We start from the raw sequence: 17,075 nt of genomic DNA on the forward strand, positions 1-17,075 counted from the left end.
GAGTGCGAGGGGACTGGAAACAGAAACCGTTCGCCCTGAGCCTGTCGAAGGGCGGCGACCGGACGGACAGGTCGTCTAAATTCGGTCGCGGGTGGTCTGCCGGTGGGTCTGGGTGTGCAGCGACGCAAAGAACGCGCGTGCGTCGTCGCAGTCCCGTGCGATGCCCTGGGTCAGGGCGTCGAGGCTGTCGTACTTCAGCTCGTCATGCAGTTTGTGCAGCAGTTCCACGCGCACGATTTTACCGTAGGCCTCTCCGCCGGGCAGGCTGGCGGCCAGGGCGGGCGGCCAGTCGAGGCAATGGGTCTCCAGCAGCACCCGCCCGCCGTTGACGTCGTCCGGGTCCAGCGAGGGCCTCACGCCCAGGTTGGCCACGCCCGGCAGGGGGGGCGAATCGGCGTGTGGGCCCAGACCATGCACGTGCACCGCGAAGATGCCGCTGGCCGCCGGTTTCCAGTGCGAAAAGCGCAGGTTGAGGGTGCGAAAGCCGTCGCCGCGCCCGGGGCTGCTCTCGGCCAGCTGGCGGCCGAGCTTGCGCCCGTGTACCACGTGGCCGCTGATGCTGTAGGGCCGGCCCAGCAGGGCTGCCACGTCGTCCATGCGGCCGGCGCCCAGGGCCTCGCGCACGGCGGAGCTGGACACGCGCAGGCCGTGCACCTCGTAGCTCTGCATGCGCGCCACGTCGAAACCCAGGCGGCCGCCGGCGGCATCGAGCATGGCGTAGTCGCCGGTGCGTTTGGCGCCGAAGCGGAAATCGTCGCCCACCAGCACGTACTGCACGCCGCACGCGCCCACCAGCGTGTCCTCGATGAAGGCCTCGGGCGCCTGGTTGGCCAGCCGGGCGTTGAACGGCAGGATCACGCATTCGTGCACGCCGCAGCGGTCCAGCTCCTGCAGCTTGTCGCGCAACGTGGCGATGCGCGCGGGGGCCAGCTCCGGCTTGTGGTGCAGGGCGGCGAAGTAGTCGCGCGGGTGCGGCTCGAAAGTCATCACGCAGCTGGGCACGCCCCGGTGCCGGGCTTCGTTGTTGAGCAGCGCGAGCATGGCCTGGTGGCCCCGGTGGACGCCGTCGAAGTTGCCGATGGTCAATGCGCAGCCCGGGGAGCCGGGGGGGCGGGAGCGCAGGCCGCGATAGATTTTCATGCCGTGAGGGGTGTCAAAGGCTGGGTCGAAGGGGCATTTGAGGGCGAAAGCCTTGGCTTCCAGGCCTGCCGTCACGGCCGATTCTTCAAAGCTTGCTATATTGGCACACGATGATATGCGCCCGCAGGCCCTGCCCGCGGTCGCAGGGCGGCTTGCCCAGGGCCGCCCCTCCCCGGTGACATGTTCGTTGGAAGGAGCCCGTCTTGAAGGTCTTGAAGCTCTCCGCGCAGGGGCTGCCACAGTCGTGGATCAGCCTGGAGGAAGCCGTGTTGCATTACGCGGCGGATGAGGTGCGCTGGGAAATGGGGGCCGAGGTCGCGGTGTTCCACGGCGGGCACAACGCGGTGACCGGGCGCCAGTCCATCATCACGGTCAACTCCATCATCGGCACCCAGGGCGTGCCGCGCATCAACCCCTTCGACCTGCGGCCTACGCTGACCAACAGCAAGCTGTTCGCGCGCGACCGCAACGTTTGCGCCTACTGTGGCGAGAGCTGCCACGATGAGGTGTGCACGCGAGAGCACATCGTGCCGCTGGGACAGAACGGGCGCGACACCTGGATGAACGTGGTGACGGCCTGCAAGTCGTGCAACCACCGCAAGGGCAACCGCACGCCCGAACAGGCCCACATGGGGCTGCTGTACACGCCCTACGTGCCCAGCCTGTGGGAAGACTTCATCCTGCGCAACCGCCGCATCCTGGCGGACCAGATGGAGTTCCTGATGTCGCACCTGCCCAAGACCTCGCGGCTGCACGCCTGAGGCCGAATTTCAGTAGGTCAGCTCCAGGACCACGAGGTGGTTCTCGCCCGCTGGCCAGGTCCGGCCGGTGAGCTTCTCGCCGTTGAATTCGGCCGCGATGGGCCGCACGCCTTCCGTGGCGAGGGCCAGTTTCGAGCTGGATACCCCCGCTCCCGCGGGCGGCACGCCGGGCAGGGCCTTGCCGTCGAACGACATCGTGTCGCGGGCGGCATCGAAGTAGCCGCGCGGCCGGGTGAAGGTGACGACGGACTTCGCGCCCTTGTCGGCGGCCGCGATGCGCTCGGCGCGCAGATGGATCAGTTCGCTGCCGCGCGGGAAGGGGCTGCGGTAGATGTGCGTGGTCGCGTAGCCCGGCGCGCTGATGACGAACTCGTGGGCCACGCCGGGCTGCGCGGTGAACGGGCCCCAGAGGCCATCGGCGCCCACGGTCTTGCTGTGCACAGCCGCGCCCCGGCGCTCGCCCGTCGCGGGGTCGGTGGCGTACACCGTGAGCTGCGCGCCCGGCACGGGCAGGTTGTTGGTCTCGTTGCCCGAGGCCGGGTCGGTGGGCGACACGCCCAGGCCGGTGACCTTGCCGTTGAGCACCACCGGCGTCTGGGCGGTGATCGCCAGCGTGCGCGGTGCCTGGCCGGTGATGAAGCGGTGCATGGCATCGAACGCCGTGGGTGAAAAGGACGTTTCTCGGTGGTCCACGCGGGGCAGCACCACGTTGTGGGCACCTTTGAGCGCCGGCCCGTCGAAACCGACGTTGGTGGGCGTGCCCCGGGCGCCGATCCACACGCCGTCGGGCTGGGCGAACTTGTCGTTGTTGTCGGAGCGCAGGGTCATCCACTTCACCGGGCCGGCCACCTCGTCACCCGCGGCGTTCTTGGGCGCATTCAGTGCGCTCAGGAAGGGGCCGGTGCCCGCGAATTCGTTGGCCTCCCGGAATCCCTTGATGGACCAGACGCCGTGGTTGGGTGTACCGCCCAGCACGGCGTGGCTCACGGTCTTGTCGCCGCCGCCATTCTGGATGTAGTTGCGCACCGCGTAGCCGCCGCGCGAATTGGCCACCAGCACCACCTGCGGCGCGCCGGTTGCCCTCAGGACCTTGTCCACCTCGGCCTTGAGGAAAGCCATGTGCTCGGCCGTGGACGAGCGCCCCGGCTGGGCCTTGCCGTCGTCGTCGCGCGCGAGCGGGTAGGGCAGGTCGATCGCGTGCAGGCGCTCGCGCGGCCAGCCGTTGGACTCGAAGCGCCACAGCGTGGTCTGCCAGATCGAGGCGGAGTCGCCGTTGCCGTGCACGAACACGATGGGTGGCTGCCCGGCACCCCGGGGTGCATTGGCACAGGCCGCCAGCAACAGGCCGCTGGCGACGGTGGCGAAAACGGTTCGGCGGGTGGGCATCGGGTCTCTCCTGTTGAAGGGGTGGCCAAAAACACCGCGGCCCGCTGGATGCGGGCCGCTGGGGGGATCAGGCGAACACGCCGGCCGTGTCCTGCATCCGGGCGGAGACCTCGCCCAAGTGGTGCAGGGTGTCGCCGTAGGTCATTTCCAGCTGCGTGAGCTTCTTGAAGTAGTGGCTCACGATGTACTCGTCGGTCACGCCGATGCCGCCGTGCAGCTGCACCGCCTGTTGTCCGACGAAGCGCATGGCCGTGCCCAGCTGCACCTTGGCCCGCGCCATGGCCGCGCGGCGTTCGGGCGCCGGTGCGTTGAGCTTGAGGCTGGCGTAGTAGCTCATGGAGCGCGCCAGTTCCAGCTGCATCTTCATGTCGGCCACGCGGTGGCGCAGCGCCTGGAAACTGGCGATGGCCACGCCGAACTGCTTGCGCGTGTTCATGTATTCGACGGTGATGGCCACGGTCTTGTCCATCACGCCCACGGCTTCGGCGCAGGCGGCGGCGATGCCGATGTCCACGGCATGCTCCAGCGCGGTCAGGCCGTCTGCCGTGATCAGCTGGGCCTGGGCGTCCTTGAGCGTAAGGTCACCGGCACGGCCGCCGTCCTGCGTGCCATAGCCGCGCGTGGCCACACCAGCGGCGGTGCGCTCCACCAGGAACAGGGCGAGCTTGCCACCGGCCACGGCGGGCACGACGAAGGCGTCGGCCTGGTCGGCGGCGGGCACCACGTTCTTGCTGCCCGAGACCGTCCAGCCGCTGCCGGCCTGGGTGGCGGTGGTGGCGCACACGTCGAGCTTGTAGCGGGCCTTGCGCTCCTGGTGAGCGAGCACCACCAGCGCTTCGCCCGAGGCCATGCGCGGCAGCCACGCGGCCTTGAGGTCGGCCGGCGCGTAACCGCCCAGCACGCCGGAGGTGATGAGGGTCTGGGCCAGGGGTTCGAGCACGATGCCGCGCCCCAGCTCTTCCATGACCACCATGCCTTCGATGGGGCCCATGCCCAGGCCGCCGTCGTCCTCACTCACGTAGAGGCCGGCCAGGCCGAGCTCGGCGAGTTCGCCGTAGGCGGCGCGGTCGAAGCCGCCCGCGGCCACGATGCCGTTGCGGCGCTCGAAGGTGTAGCCCTTGTCGACCCATTTGCGCACGGCGTCGCGCAGTTGCTGCTGGTCGTCGCTGAAATCAAAGTCCATGTTTTTCTCCTCAGCCCAGAACGGTTTGCGCGACGATGTTGCGCTGCACTTCGTTGCTGCCGCCGTAGATGGTGGTCTTGCGCATGTTGAAGTAGGTGGACGCCAGCGGCGCGTTGGCGGTGACGCCGCCGGGGAAGTCGCCCTGCCAGCCGGCTTCCATGGCCTCCTCGATGAAGGGCAGGCTGTAGGGGCCAGCCGCGAGCATCATGAGTTCGCTGTAGCGCTGCTGGATCTCGCTGCCCTTGATCTTGAGCAGACCGGCGATGTCGAGCGAGTTCTTGCCCGACTTTTCAGCCGAGAGCACGCGCAGCACCAGCATCTCCAGCGCCACCACGTCGACTTCGAGCAGCGCGATCTGGTCGCGAAAGCGCAGGTCGTCCCACACGCCTTCGGTCTTGGCGATGCGCTTCAAGCGCTCCAGCTCGCGCTTGGCGCGGTTCACGTCGGCGATGTTGGTTCGCTCGTGGCTGAGCAGGTGCTTGGCGTAGGTCCAGCCCTTGTTCTCCTCGCCGATCAGGTTCTCCGCAGGCACCTCGACGTTGTCGAACCAGACTTCGTTCACCTCGCTCTCGCCGTCCAGCAGCTTGATGGGCCGCACGGTGACGCCGGGCGACTTCATGTCGATCAGCAGGAAGGAGATGCCGGTCTGCGGCTTGCCCTCGGTGCTGGTGCGCACCAGGCAGAAGATCCACTCGCCGTACTGGCCCAGCGTGGTCCAGGTCTTCTGGCCATTGACGATGTACTTGTCGCCCTGGCGCTCGGCGCGGGTCTTGACCGAGGCCAGGTCCGAGCCCGAGCCGGGTTCGCTGTAGCCCTGGCTCCACCACACCTCGCCGCTGGCGATGCCGGGCAGGAAACGCTGCTGCTGTTCCTTGTTGCCGAAGGCCATGATCACTGGCGCTACCATCACGGGGCCGAAGGGCACCACGCGCGGCGCGCCGGCCAGGGCGCATTCTTCCTCGAACAGGTGCTTCTGCACCGCGGTCCAGCCCGGACCGCCGAACTCCTTGGGCCAGCCCCAGCCGAGCCAGCCCTTCTTGCCGAGGATCTTGGCCCAGCGCTGCATGTCGTCGCGCGTCAGGCGCAGCGCGTTGTGCACCTTGTGGGCGATTTCGGCCGGCAGGTTGGCCTTGACCCAGCCCCGGATCTCTTCGCGAAACGCCTGTTCTTCGGGCGTGAATGCCAAATCCATGCAATGTCTCCTGATGGCCGCCACAGGATGTGTGCCGGCAAATTGAACAACGCCGGCCAGTTTCGCACGACCGTTCGTTTTAGGGCTGTCCGGGCTGCGACAAGCCGAGCTGCTCGTTCAGATTCTGAAGCTGGTCCTGCAGCAGGGCCACGGTGTTTTCCAGCGTGGCCACCCGGCGGGTGAGGGCGATCAGTTCGTCTTCGGTGGCCGCGCTGCCTTGGGTGGACGGCGCCGCCGCGACGGCGGTGGTGTCCACCGGCCCGCAGAGCAGGTGGGCCCAGCGCTGCTCCCGTGCGCCGGGTGCGCGTGGCAGCTTCACCACCAGCGGGCCGCCTTTCTCGGCGCTGCGGTCCTGCAGTTCCTCCAGGAAGCCGTCAACCGAGGCGATGTCCAGGAACTTGTACCAGCGTTCGGTGTTCAGGCGCAGCTCACCGGCGGTCTGCGGGCCTCGCAGCATCAGCATGCCCAGCAGCACGGCGGATTGTTCGGGCACGCCCACGGCGCGCGCGAAGTTGTGTTCGTAGCGGGTGACTCGGCTGCCGCTGCCCTCCATCACCATGTGAAGGCTGCGCAGCTCGTCCAGCGCCTCCAGCACCAGGGCGTCGGCCAGGTTCATCACCGGGTCGCGGCTGGACTTCTGGTTGCAGCCCGTCACCAGGGCGTTGAGCGTCATGGGGTAGCTGTCGGGCACGGTGCGCGCCTTCTCCATGAGCGTGCCGAGCACGCGTGCCTCGACGGGCGAGAGCGGGCGCTGCTGGAAATCGTGGCCGCGCGGGCGGCCGGCTGAAGGGGTTTGCAGGTCTGAGGTCATTACACTTCCCGGCCATGTCTGGCGTGAACAAAAACATCGTGATTCTCATCTCCGGCAGTGGCTCCAACATGGCCGCCATCGTGGAAACCGCCCGGACGCAACGCTGGCAGGCCCGGTTCGGCGCGCGCGTCGTGGCCGTGATCAGCAACAAGGCCGCTGCCCAGGGCCTGGCCTGGGCGAAGGAACGGGGCATCGCCACCGCCGCGCTGGATCACACCACCTACACCAGCCGCGAGGCATTCGACGCCGCGCTGATGGCCGAGATCGACCGCCACGGCCCCGCGCTGGTGGTGCTGGCGGGCTTCATGCGCATTCTCACCCCGGGCTTCGTACAGCACTACGAAGGCCGGCTGGTCAACATCCACCCCAGCCTGTTGCCCGCCTTCCCGGGGCTCAAGACGCACCAGCGCGCGATCGAAATGGGCTGCCGCTTCGCCGGCGCCACGGTGCACCGCGTGACCAGCGAGCTTGACCACGGTGAGATCCTGGCGCAGGCGGTGGTGCCGGTGCTGCCGGGCGACACGCCCGAGGCGCTGGCGGCGCGGGTGCTCACGCAGGAGCATGTCATCTACCCCCAGGCGGTGGAGCGGCTGCTGGCCGCTGCCTGATCAGACACCCTTGGCGAACACCAGCCCCGCGTGTTCGCGCATGGCGTGGAACTTGATCTTCGGCCAGTTCGCCTCCACGGCGCGCAGGGTGGCCGAGTGGTCCACCAGCAGCGTGGGCGCGTCCACCGCGTCCAGCGCCACACGGTGGCTGTTGGCATCGATGAAGCGCTTGAGTTCGACCTCGCCACCGTCCTCGGGTGCGCAGGTCACCCAGCGCGCCACCTGGTAGGGGCTGTTCATGATGCGGGCTTTCACGCCGTACTCGTGCTCCAGGCGGTGGGCGACCACCTCGAACTGCAGCTGACCCACGGCGCCCAGCAGCAGCACCGAACCCGCCACGGGGCGGAACACCTGGATGGCACCCTCTTCGCCGAGCTGAGTCAGGCCGGCGCGCAGCTGCTTGCTGCGCAGCGGATCGGCCACTTCCACGCTGCGGATGATTTCCGGCGCGAAGAAGGGCAGGCCGGTGAATTGCAGGCTCTCACCTTCGGTGAGCGTGTCGCCCAGCTGCAGCACGCCGTGGTTGGGGATGCCGATGATGTCGCCGGCAAAGGCTTCGTCGAGCAGTTCGCGGCGCTGCGACAGGAAGCTCACCACGGTGTTGGGCCGCAGGTCCTTGCCCGATCGCACCACCTTGAGTTTCATGCCGCGCTCGAAATGGCCGCTGGCCACGCGCACGAAAGCGATGCGATCACGGTGCGCCGGGTCCATGTTGGCCTGGATCTTGAAGACCACGCCGCTGAACTTGGTCTCCTCGGGTTTCACCACGCGCTGGATCGCGGGCCGTTCGCCCGGGGGCGGCGCCAGATCGACCAGCGCGTCGAGCACCTCGCGCACGCCGAAGTTGTTCACCGCCGAGCCGAACAGCATGGGCGTCTGCTGACCGGCGAGGAACTTGGCTTCCTCGAACGCGGGCGAGGCGCCAGCCACGAGCTCCAACTCGTCGCGCGCCTGCTCGAACTCGGCGCCGAAGCGCTGCACGCTCTCGGGGTTGTCCAGGCCGGCCAGCACGTCCTCGTCGCCGCCCCGGCGGTCTTCACCGGCGGCGAACACGCGCATCTGGTCGGTGCGGCGGTCGAACACGCCCCGGAAGGTCTTGCCCATGCCCACCGGCCAGGTGAAGGGCACGACCGTCATGCCCAGCTCGCGCTCGATCTCGTCCATCAGGTCCAGCGGGGCCTGCACCTCGCGGTCCATCTTGTTGACGAAGGTCAGGATGGGCGTGTTGCGCGCGCGGCACACCTGCAGCAGGCGGCGGGTCTGGGGCTCCACGCCATTGCCGGCATCGATCACCATCAGCGCCGCGTCCACGGCCGTGAGCACACGGTAGGTGTCTTCCGAGAAGTCCTGGTGGCCCGGAGTGTCCAGCAGGTTGATCACGCAGTCGCGGTACTCCATTTGCATGACCGAGGAGGCGACCGAGATGCCCCGCTGCTTTTCGATCTCCATCCAGTCGCTGGTGGCGTGGCGCGCGGCTTTGCGCGCCTTCACGCTGCCCGCGATGTTGATCGCGCCCGAGAACAGCAGCAGCTTCTCGGTGAGGGTGGTCTTGCCCGCGTCGGGGTGGGAGATGATGGCGAAAGTGCGCCGGCGGCGCACTTGGTTCGGGATGTCGGACATAGCCTCTGATTATCCCCGGTGGACAATACGGCTTATGCACCCCAAAGCCCTTCTGGACGAAAGCGCCAGCCTGATCGAGCAGGTTTTCAAGTTCGAACACCCCGCCGACGCCGTCGTCGCGCGCCATTTCCGTGAAAACCGATCCCTGGGGCCACGCGAGCGGGCCACGTTGTCCGACTCCGTCTACACCACCCTGCGCGAGCGCCTCAAGCTGGAGTGGCTGGCCCGCTCCGGCAGTGGCTCCAAGTGGCGCCGGCTGGCGATCCTGGCCTTCCCGGGCGATCGCGACTTCGTCAAGAGCGCCTTGACGGACGCCGAAAAAAACTGGCTTGACCATTGCGACGCCGTCACCGACGCCGACCTGATGGCGCCGCACCGCCACAACCTGCCCGAGTGGCTGGCCACCGCCCTGCGCGAGCAGGTGGGCGACGAATTCGACGCGCTGGTCGCCAGCCTGAACCAGCCCGCGCCCCTGGACCTGCGGGTGAACGTGCTCAAGGCCAAGCGCGACGCCGCACTGGCCGGCCTGCAGAAGGCCGGTCTCACGGGGGCGGCCACGCCGTATTCGCCCCTGGGCATCCGCCTGCAGGGCAAGCCCTCGCTGGCCAAACTGCCGGCCTTCGTGCAGGGCGAGGTGGAGATCCAGGACGAGGGCTCCCAACTGCTGGCCCTGCTGCTGGACGCCAAGCGCGGCGAGATGGTGGTCGATTTCTGCGCCGGTGCCGGGGGCAAGACCCTGGCGATCGGTGCTGCCATGCGCAACAGCGGCCGGCTCTATGCCTTCGACACCTCCGGCCACCGGCTCGACGCGCTCAAGCCCCGGCTGGCGCGCAGCGGCCTGTCCAACGTGCACCCGGTGGCGATCGCCCACGAGCGGGATGACCGCATCAAGCGCCTGGCCGGCAAGATCGACCGCGTGCTCGTCGACGCCCCCTGCTCGGGCCTGGGCACCCTGCGGCGCAGCCCGGACCTGAAATGGCGCCAGACGCCGCAGACCGTGGCCGCCCAGGCCGAATTGCAGCAGGCCATCCTGCACAGTGCCGCCCGCCTGCTCAAGCCCGGCGGACGGCTGGTGTACGCGACCTGCAGCCTGCTCCGGGCCGAAAACGAGGCCGTGTGCGCGGCATTCGAACCCGCCCACCCGGAATTCGAACCGGTGCCGGTGGCCAGCCTGCTGGAAGGGGTGCACGTTTCCGACGCATCCACCCTGTGCGCAGGTGAAAACGGAAAATGGCTGCGTTTGTGGCCTCATCGGCATGCAACAGACGGCTTTTTTGCTGCCGTTTGGCGGAAAAAGGCTTGAATAGCGTGCAAGTCGCCTGAAATAAAGGCTTAAGTTTTCATCCTGGGGCGGCTCACCGGTTGGCGATTTGCACCCCCGGCCTTAAAATCCAGGCTTCGCTGGCCCACACCGCCCATGGGCCTGGCGCCCCTTCATGTCCGTGACCGAGGGCGGTCTTTTAGGAACTCCATGTTTTCTTCCGATTCCGGAATCTTCTCTGCTGTCTGGGATGGCCTGATCCAGTTTCTGGCCAACGGCCTGACGGGCGCTGCCTGGTGGCAGGTGCTCATCGTGGCCCTGGTGTTCACGCACATCACGATCGCCAGCGTCACCATCTACCTGCACCGCCATTCCGCACACCGGTCGCTGGACCTGCACCCGATCGCGTCGCATTTCTTCCGCTTCTGGCTCTGGATGACCACCGGCATGGTCACCAAGGAGTGGACGGCCATCCACCGCAAGCACCACGCCAAATGCGAACACGAAGGTGATCCGCACAGCCCGCACATCTTCGGCATCAAAAAGGTCTTCTACGAAGGCGCAGAACTCTACCGGGCCGAGGCCAAGAACGCCGAGACCATGGAGCGCTACGGCCACAACACGCCGAACGACTGGATTGAAAAGCACCTCTACACCGGCCGCTCGCGCCTGGGCGTGAGCCTGATGCTGATCATCAACGTGGCGCTGTTCGGGGTCCTGGGCCTGTCGGTCTGGGCGCTGCAGATGGCCTGGATTCCCATCACCGCCGCCGGCATCATCAACGGCATCGGCCACTGGTGGGGCTACCGCAACTTCGAAGCCGCCGACGGCAGCACCAACGTGTCGCCCTGGGGCATCCTCATTGGAGGCGAAGAGCTGCACAACAACCACCACACCTACCCGACCTCGGCCAAGCTGTCGGTCAAGCCCTACGAATTCGACATCGGCTGGATGTACATCACCATGCTGAAGTCCGTGGGCCTGGCCTCGGTGAAGAAGGTGCCGCCGAAGATGGCCTATGGCGCCGTGCGCCCGGTGGCCGACGAGAAGACCCTGGAGGCGATCATCGCCAACCGCTACGAGGTGATGGCCGGTTACGCGCGCGAAATGCGCGCCGCCTGCCAGCACGAGCTCGAGGCCTTGAAGCAGCGCCGCGGCGACGCCACTGTGCTGCAGGCCGCGCGCCGCTGGCTGCACCGCGACGACGACAAGGTGCCCGCCAACGTCAAGCCCCAGTTGGCCCAGGTGCGCGCCGAGCACCCGGTGCTCGACAAGATGGTGACCATGCGCGAGGAGCTGCGCGCCCTGTGGTCGAGCACGAACTCCACTCGCGAACAGCTCGCCGTGGACCTGCAGGCCTGGTGCCGCCGCGCCGAGGAAAGTGGCATCGCCGCACTGCGCGACTTCTCGATCCGCCTGCGTTCCGCCCACGCCTGATTGCCCCACCCCTGCGCCGCGCCTGCGGCGCGTCACCCCCTCAAGGGGGCGGCGCTGACGGACCGGCAAAGCCGGATCCGTGGCGCCCGGGAAGGAATAAAAAACCCGCTGTGAAAACAGCGGGTTTTTTGCTGGGAACCGGCTCAATTACTTGAGCTTGATTTCCTTGTAGTCCACGTGCTTGCGAGCCTTCGGATCAAATTTCTTGATCAGCATCTTTTCGGGCGTGGTCTTCTTGTTCTTGGTGGTGGTGTAGAAGTGGCCGGTTCCAGCGGTGGATTCCAGCTTGATCTTCTCGCGTGCGCCTTTGGTTGCCATGTTCGGTTCTCCTTAAGCTTGACCGCGTGCGCGCAGGTCGGCGAGCACGGCGTCAATGCCGTTTTTGTCGATCAGGCGCAGGGCGGCACCGGAGACGCGCAGACGCACCCAGCGGTTTTCGCTCTCGACCCAGAAACGGCGGTATTGCAGGTTCGGCAGGAACCGGCGCTTGGTTTTGTTGTTGGCGTGGGAAACGTTGTTCCCGACCATGGGCTTCTTGCCCGTGACGTCGCAGACGCGTGCCATGAGGACACTCCGATCATTTCAAACAGCTGCGAACCGCGAACCGGAGGTGTCTCCGTGTCGGCCCATCAGCCTCACCTCGCCAGGAAAGGGTGGCGGTAACCCGAATCTGCTTCGTGCCCGGGCAAGCCGGTAAATCTCAGCAAAGCCCGCAATTATAGCCAACTGGCGGCCAGGCCGCCAGGGCCGGCCGTCAGCCCCGCGCTCAGGCGGCGTTCTGCTCCAGGAAGCGCTGGGCGTCGAGGGCGGCCATGCAGCCGGTGCCGGCGCTGGTGATGGCCTGGCGGTACACGTGGTCCTGCACGTCGCCAGCGGCGAACACGCCGGGTACACTGGTCATGGTGGCCATGCCCTGCAGGCCCGAACGGGTGGTGATGTAGCCGTCCTTCATGTCCAGCTGGCCCTTGAAGATGTCGGTGTTCGGCTGGTGGCCGATGGCGATGAAGCAGCCTTTGACATCCAGGTCTTCGGTCGCACCGGTCTTCACGCTTTTCAGGCGAACGCCGGTCACGCCGGTCGGGTCGCCCAGCACCTCGTCCAGCGTGCTGTGCAGTTTGAGCTCGATCTTGCCGGCGGCGACCTTCTCCATCAGCTTGTCGATCAGGATGGCTTCGGCCTTGAAGGTGTCGCGGCGGTGGACCAGCGTGACCTTGCTGGCGATGTTGGACAGGTACAGCGCCTCTTCCACGGCTGTGTTGCCGCCGCCGACCACGCTGACTTCCTGGCCGCGGTAGAAGAAGCCGTCGCAGGTGGCGCAACCCGACACGCCCTTGCCCATGAAGGCTTCCTCGGAGGGCAGGCCGAGGTACTTGGCCGACGCGCCAGTGGCGATGATGAGCGCATCGCAGCTGTATTCACCGCTGTCGCCCTTGAGCACGAAGGGGCGCTTGGAGAAGTCGACCGCGTTGATGTGGTCGAAGATGATCTCGGTCTTGAAGCGCTCGGCGTGCGCCAGGAAACGCTGCATCAGGTCGGGGCCCTGCACGCCTTCGGCATCGGCGGGCCAGTTGTCCACATCGGTCGTGGTCATGAGCTGGCCGCCCTGGGCGATGCCGGTGATAAGCACGGGATTGAGGTTGGCGCGCGCGGCGTAGACGGCCGCGGTGTAGCCGGCAGGGCCTGAGCCCAGGATGAGGACTTTCGCGTGTTTCATGTTGAGCGCCCCATCGAATTTGGGGCCAAGTGGTTTAGAGTCGGTGGTTATATGGGCGCGTTCGGGGGCAAATCCAGTGCCGCGTGGCGCCCAGTGTGTGCGAATCATTGTATGAAAGAGCGCCTCGCGCCCCGTCCCAACCAAGGAATACACGCATGTCTCTCCTGTCCAATCTCGACCTGATCCGCCGGGTTCCCTTGTTTTCCACCTTGACCCAGGCCCAGGCCGAATCGGTGGCTGATTCGGTGGTCAAGCGGCGTTTCAAGAGAGGGGAGTGCATCGTCGAACAGGGCAAGAAGTCCAACTGCCTGGCCATCGTGCTGACCGGGCGGGCCCGCGTGGTGACGACCGACACTCGGGGCCGCGAGGTCATCCTGGCCACCATGAACCCGGGCGACTACGTGGGCGAGATGAGCCTGATCGACAACCAGCCGCATTCGGCCACCGTGCGCGCCGAGGTGCAGACCGACGTGCTGATCCTGGGGCGCACCGAATTCGCGCGCTGCCTGCCGGAAAACACCTCCATGGCCTACGCGGTCATGCGCGGCCTGGTGCAGCGCCTGCGTCACGCGGACCGCAAGATCGAGTCGCTGGCGCTGATGGATGTGTATGGGCGTGTCGCCCGTGCCCTGCTGGAATTCGCCCAGCCCGACAAGGACGGCGTGCTGACCATCAAGGACCGGGTCTCGCGCCAGGACGTGGCCAAGATGATCGGGGCTTCCCGCGAGATGGTCAGCCGCGTCATGAAGGACCTGGAAGACCGGGGCTTCATCGAAGTGACCGAAGAGGGCAGCACCGTCATCAAGGAGCGCCTCAACTCGCTCGGTTGAGGGCTCTTTCGCACCCGGCCGGCGTTGCCCGGTCGTTGGCTGTCATGGGGTAAGCTTGTCGCTGGATTTCAGCGAGGCCTATGACTTACTCACTCAACACCCTCAACGCCGATCGCGGTTCCGCGGCGCCAGCGGGTGTGTCCCGGTTTGCCCAGGAAATCGGCCTGGTGCTGGGCGCTGCGGCGCTTGCGTTCTGGCTGCTGGCGCTGCTCAGCCACTCCCTGGCCGATCCCGCTTGGAGCACCACGGGCACCTCCACCGAGGTAAGCAACTGGGGTGGCCGCCTGGGCGCCATGCTGTCGGACTGGAGTTATTACCTGCTCGGCTTTTCGGTCTGGTGGCTCTTTCTCGCCGGGGTGCGGGCCTGGTTGTCCACCCTGGCACGCTGGATTCGCGGCGCGCAAGGCACAGAAGGCGAGGTGGCGACGGGTGATCGCCTCTGGCACCGCCCTTGGGCGCGCCGCGCGCTGTTCTGGCTGGCCCTGGTCGTCCTGATGGCGGCCAGCACGGTGCTGGAATGGAGCCGCCTCTACCGGTTGGAGGCCTTGTTGCCCGACCACGCAGGAGGCGTGCTGGGCCATGCGCTGGGACCTGTGGCGACGCGCTGGCTGGGTTTCACCGGTTCGGCGCTGGCCATGCTGGCGGTGCTGCTGGTGTGTCTGCCCACCGTCTTCCGCTTCTCCTGGGGCCACTGGGCCGAGGAAGTCGGGCACACGCTGGATGGCTGGTTCGAAGCCCGGCGCGAGAAGCGCGAGGCGGTGGAAGACCAGCGCATCGGCGAGAAGGCCGCGCGCGAGCGCGAAGAGGTGGTGAAGGTCGAGCGCGTCGAGATCGAGGAGCACCACCCGGTGCCCGTGGTGATCGAACCCTCGCTGGTCGATGTGCCCAAGAGCGAGCGCGTGGCCAAGGAGCGCCAGAAGCCCTTGTTCACCGAGCTGCCCGACAGCAAGCTGCCGCAGGTGGACCTGCTCGACAGTGCCCCCTTGCACCAGGCCGGGGTGGACAGCCAGACGCTGGAGATGACCAGCCGGCTGATCGAGAAGAAGCTCAAGGACTTCGGCGTGGAGGTGCGCGTGGTGGCGGCGGCCCCCGGCCCGGTGATCACGCGCTACGAGATCGAGCCCGCCACCGGCGTGAAGGGCTCACAGATCGTCAACCTGGGCCGCGACCTGGCCCGTTCGCTGTCGCTGGTGTCGATCCGCGTGATCGAGACCATCCCCGGCAAGAACCTGATGGCGCTGGAACTGCCCAACGCCAAGCGCCAGACCATCAAGCTCAGCGAGATCCTGGGTTCACAGGTCTACAACGACGCCAAGTCCATGTTGACCATGGGCCTGGGCAAGGACATCGGGGGGCAGCCCGTGGTGGCCGACCTCGCCAAGATGCCGCACTGCCTGGTGGCTGGTACCACCGGTTCGGGCAAGTCGGTGGGCATCAACGCGATGATCCTGTCGCTGCTCTACAAGGCCGACGCGCGCGACGTGCGCCTGCTGTTGATCGACCCCAAGATGCTGGAGATGAGCGTCTACGAGGGCATTCCGCACCTGCTCGCGCCGGTCGTGACGGACATGAAGCACGCGGCCAACGGCCTGAACTGGTGCGTGGCCGAGATGGAGAAGCGCTACAAGCTCATGAGCAAGATGGGCGTGCGCAACCTCGCGGGCTTCAACACCAAGATCGACGAGGCCACGGCGCGCGGCGAGATCATCGGCAACCCGTTCAGCCTCACGCCAGAACAGCCTGAGCCGCTGGAGCGCCTGCCCTACATCGTGGTCGTGATCGACGAACTCGCCGACCTGATGATGGTGGTGGGAAAGAAGATAGAGGAGCTGATCGCCCGCCTGGCGCAGAAGGCGCGCGCGGCCGGCATCCACCTGATCCTGGCGACCCAGCGCCCGAGCGTGGACGTGATCACCGGCCTGATCAAGGCCAACATCCCGACGCGCCTGTCTTTCCAGGTCAGCAGCAAGATCGACAGCCGCACCATCCTCGACCAGATGGGCGCCGAAAGCCTGCTGGGCATGGGCGACATGCTGTACATGCCTTCCGGCACGGGTTTCCCGATCCGCGTGCACGGCGCCTTCGTCAGCGACGACGAGGTGCACCGCGTGGTGGCCTACCTGAAAGAGCAGGGCGGTGAACCCAACTACATCGACGGCGTGCTCGAAGGCAGCGTGGGCGACGGCGATGGGGGCGACCTGTTCGGCGAAGGCGGTGGCGAGGGTGGCAGTGGCGAGAAGGATGCGCTGTACGACCAGGCCGTCGAGATCGTGCTCAAGGACCGCAAGGCCAGCATTTCCTATGTGCAGCGCAAGCTGAAAATTGGTTACAACCGCGCGGCGCGTCTGCTGGAGGACATGGAGAACGCGGGGCTTGTCAGCGCGCTCACCTCCAGTGGGCAGCGCGACATCCTGGTGCCCTCGCGAGGCGGGGAATGAAGCCCGCCGACATGCAACCAAGTCGGCGCAACCGGGTCCTACCGTCCATGATCAAGCAACTCCTCACTTCCTGCGCGCTGTCGCTGGCCGCGCTCGCCGCCCACGCCGATGGCCTGCAAGACCTCGAAAGATTCCTGCGTGAGGTGGACAGCGGCAAGGCCGGCTTCACCCAGGTCGTGACCTCGCCCAAGCGCGCCAACGAAACCGTGGCGCGCAGCAAGACCTCCAGCGGCACGTTCGAATTCCTGCGGCCCAACCGTTTCCGCTTCGTGTACGCCAAGCCGTTCGAGCAGACCATCGTGGCCGACGGCCAGACCCTGTGGCTGCACGACGTGGACCTGAACCAGGTCACATCGCGTTCGCAGAAGGAAGCCTTGGGCAGCACGCCTGCCGCGCTGATCGCGGCCGGGAGCGATCTCAAAGCGCTCTCGGACGCGTTCGAACTCAAGCCGGCCGCCGCCCGCGATGGCCTGGAGTGGCTGGAGGCCCGCCCGAAGGACCGCAACGGCCAGCTGCAGGTGGTGCGCGTGGGCTTTCGCCAGGGGCAGCTGTCGGTGCTGGACATCGAGGACAGCCTGGGCCAGCGCTCGGTGCTCACCTTCAACAGCTGGCAGACCAATGCGCCGCTGAAGGCAGGGGACTTCAGGTTCCAGCCGCCACCGGGTGCCGCCGTCGTCAAACCCTGATCGTTTCG

16 protein-coding genes are annotated in these 17,075 nt (G+C 67.0%); 7 read left to right on the forward strand and 9 right to left on the reverse strand.

Translation table 11 applies throughout. The features are described from left to right. Positions 1 to 75: 75 nt before the first annotated feature. Positions 76 to 1,140: a bifunctional riboflavin kinase/FAD synthetase gene (locus tag ACODTB_RS16840; RefSeq protein ID WP_488929512.1), complete on the reverse strand. Its 1,065-nt coding sequence runs from the start codon at positions 1,138 to 1,140 to the stop codon at positions 76 to 78. 203 nt (positions 1,141 to 1,343) lie between these two features. On the opposite strand from ACODTB_RS16840, the gene ACODTB_RS16845 reads away from it, so the two are divergent. Next, positions 1,344 to 1,901 (forward strand): HNH endonuclease, encoded by a 558-nt coding sequence (locus ACODTB_RS16845; protein ID WP_382155149.1) that lies wholly within the window; start codon positions 1,344 to 1,346, stop codon positions 1,899 to 1,901. A gap of 9 nt (positions 1,902 to 1,910) precedes the next feature. Here the strand turns inward: ACODTB_RS16845 and ACODTB_RS16850 are convergent, their stop codons facing one another. From ACODTB_RS16850 to ACODTB_RS16865, 4 genes are all read right to left on the reverse strand, one after another. Then, positions 1,911 to 3,287 carry an alpha/beta fold hydrolase gene (locus ACODTB_RS16850; protein ID WP_488929513.1) on the reverse strand — a complete coding sequence of 459 codons (1,377 nt, stop codon included), beginning with the start codon at positions 3,285 to 3,287 and terminating at the stop codon, positions 1,911 to 1,913. A gap of 67 nt (positions 3,288 to 3,354) precedes the next feature. Beyond that, a complete protein-coding gene (locus tag ACODTB_RS16855) occupies positions 3,355 to 4,470 on the reverse strand; it encodes an acyl-CoA dehydrogenase family protein (protein WP_488929514.1) in 1,116 nt (371 codons plus the stop codon). A 10-nt stretch (positions 4,471 to 4,480) separates the two neighbouring features. Beyond that, a complete protein-coding gene (locus ACODTB_RS16860) occupies positions 4,481 to 5,662 on the reverse strand; it encodes an acyl-CoA dehydrogenase family protein (protein WP_488929515.1) in 1,182 nt (393 codons plus the stop codon). Positions 5,663 to 5,741: 79 nt separating this feature from the next. Continuing rightward, a complete protein-coding gene (locus ACODTB_RS16865) occupies positions 5,742 to 6,473 on the reverse strand; it encodes a YceH family protein (RefSeq protein ID WP_488929516.1) in 732 nt (243 codons plus the stop codon). A gap of 14 nt (positions 6,474 to 6,487) precedes the next feature. On the opposite strand from ACODTB_RS16865, the gene purN reads away from it, so the two are divergent. Further along, positions 6,488 to 7,081: a phosphoribosylglycinamide formyltransferase gene (gene purN, locus ACODTB_RS16870; RefSeq protein ID WP_488929517.1), complete on the forward strand. Its 594-nt coding sequence runs from the start codon at positions 6,488 to 6,490 to the stop codon at positions 7,079 to 7,081. Here purN and ACODTB_RS16875 read toward each other — a convergent pair whose 3' ends face one another. Then, the gene (locus ACODTB_RS16875) at positions 7,082 to 8,701 is read right to left on the reverse strand and encodes a peptide chain release factor 3 (RefSeq protein ID WP_488929518.1); all 1,620 of its coding nucleotides are present in this window, start codon (positions 8,699 to 8,701) and stop codon (positions 7,082 to 7,084) included. Positions 8,702 to 8,735: 34 nt separating this feature from the next. Here ACODTB_RS16875 and ACODTB_RS16880 point away from each other — a divergent pair, with 34 nt between their 5' ends. Both ACODTB_RS16880 and ACODTB_RS16885 read left to right on the forward strand, forming a co-directional pair. Then, positions 8,736 to 10,004 carry an RsmB/NOP family class I SAM-dependent RNA methyltransferase gene (locus ACODTB_RS16880; RefSeq protein WP_488929519.1) on the forward strand — a complete coding sequence of 423 codons (1,269 nt, stop codon included), beginning with the start codon at positions 8,736 to 8,738 and terminating at the stop codon, positions 10,002 to 10,004. Between the two features lie 168 nt (positions 10,005 to 10,172). Further along, entirely contained in the window at positions 10,173 to 11,399 is a 1,227-nt protein-coding gene (locus ACODTB_RS16885) for a DesA family fatty acid desaturase (protein ID WP_291121893.1), read from the forward strand. 147 nt (positions 11,400 to 11,546) lie between these two features. Here ACODTB_RS16885 and rpmG read toward each other — a convergent pair whose 3' ends face one another. The 3 genes from rpmG to trxB form a co-directional block, all read right to left on the reverse strand. Next, positions 11,547 to 11,717, reverse strand: coding sequence for a 50S ribosomal protein L33 (rpmG, locus tag ACODTB_RS16890; RefSeq protein ID WP_056269543.1), 171 nt, complete (start codon positions 11,715 to 11,717; stop codon positions 11,547 to 11,549). Positions 11,718 to 11,729: 12 nt separating this feature from the next. Continuing rightward, positions 11,730 to 11,963, reverse strand: a complete 234-nt coding sequence (gene rpmB, locus ACODTB_RS16895) for a 50S ribosomal protein L28 (protein WP_056269541.1) — start codon at positions 11,961 to 11,963, stop codon at positions 11,730 to 11,732. Positions 11,964 to 12,165: 202 nt separating this feature from the next. After that, positions 12,166 to 13,113 carry a thioredoxin-disulfide reductase gene (trxB, locus tag ACODTB_RS16900; protein WP_382155186.1) on the reverse strand — a complete coding sequence of 316 codons (948 nt, stop codon included), beginning with the start codon at positions 13,111 to 13,113 and terminating at the stop codon, positions 12,166 to 12,168. A 155-nt stretch (positions 13,114 to 13,268) separates the two neighbouring features. Here trxB and ACODTB_RS16905 point away from each other — a divergent pair, with 155 nt between their 5' ends. The 3 genes from ACODTB_RS16905 (at position 13,269) to lolA (ending at position 17,067) form a co-directional block, all read left to right on the forward strand. Continuing rightward, positions 13,269 to 13,943 carry a Crp/Fnr family transcriptional regulator gene (locus tag ACODTB_RS16905; protein WP_204734019.1) on the forward strand — a complete coding sequence of 225 codons (675 nt, stop codon included), beginning with the start codon at positions 13,269 to 13,271 and terminating at the stop codon, positions 13,941 to 13,943. An 80-nt stretch (positions 13,944 to 14,023) separates the two neighbouring features. Next, a complete protein-coding gene (locus tag ACODTB_RS16910; protein WP_291121147.1) occupies positions 14,024 to 16,381 on the forward strand; it encodes a DNA translocase FtsK in 2,358 nt (785 codons plus the stop codon). Positions 16,382 to 16,431: 50 nt separating this feature from the next. Further along, positions 16,432 to 17,067, forward strand: coding sequence for an outer membrane lipoprotein periplasmic chaperone LolA (gene lolA / locus ACODTB_RS16915; RefSeq protein ID WP_291121151.1), 636 nt, complete (start codon positions 16,432 to 16,434; stop codon positions 17,065 to 17,067). Positions 17,068 to 17,075: the final 8 nt, after the last annotated feature.

The organism is Hydrogenophaga sp. FG152 (assembly GCF_057809615.1).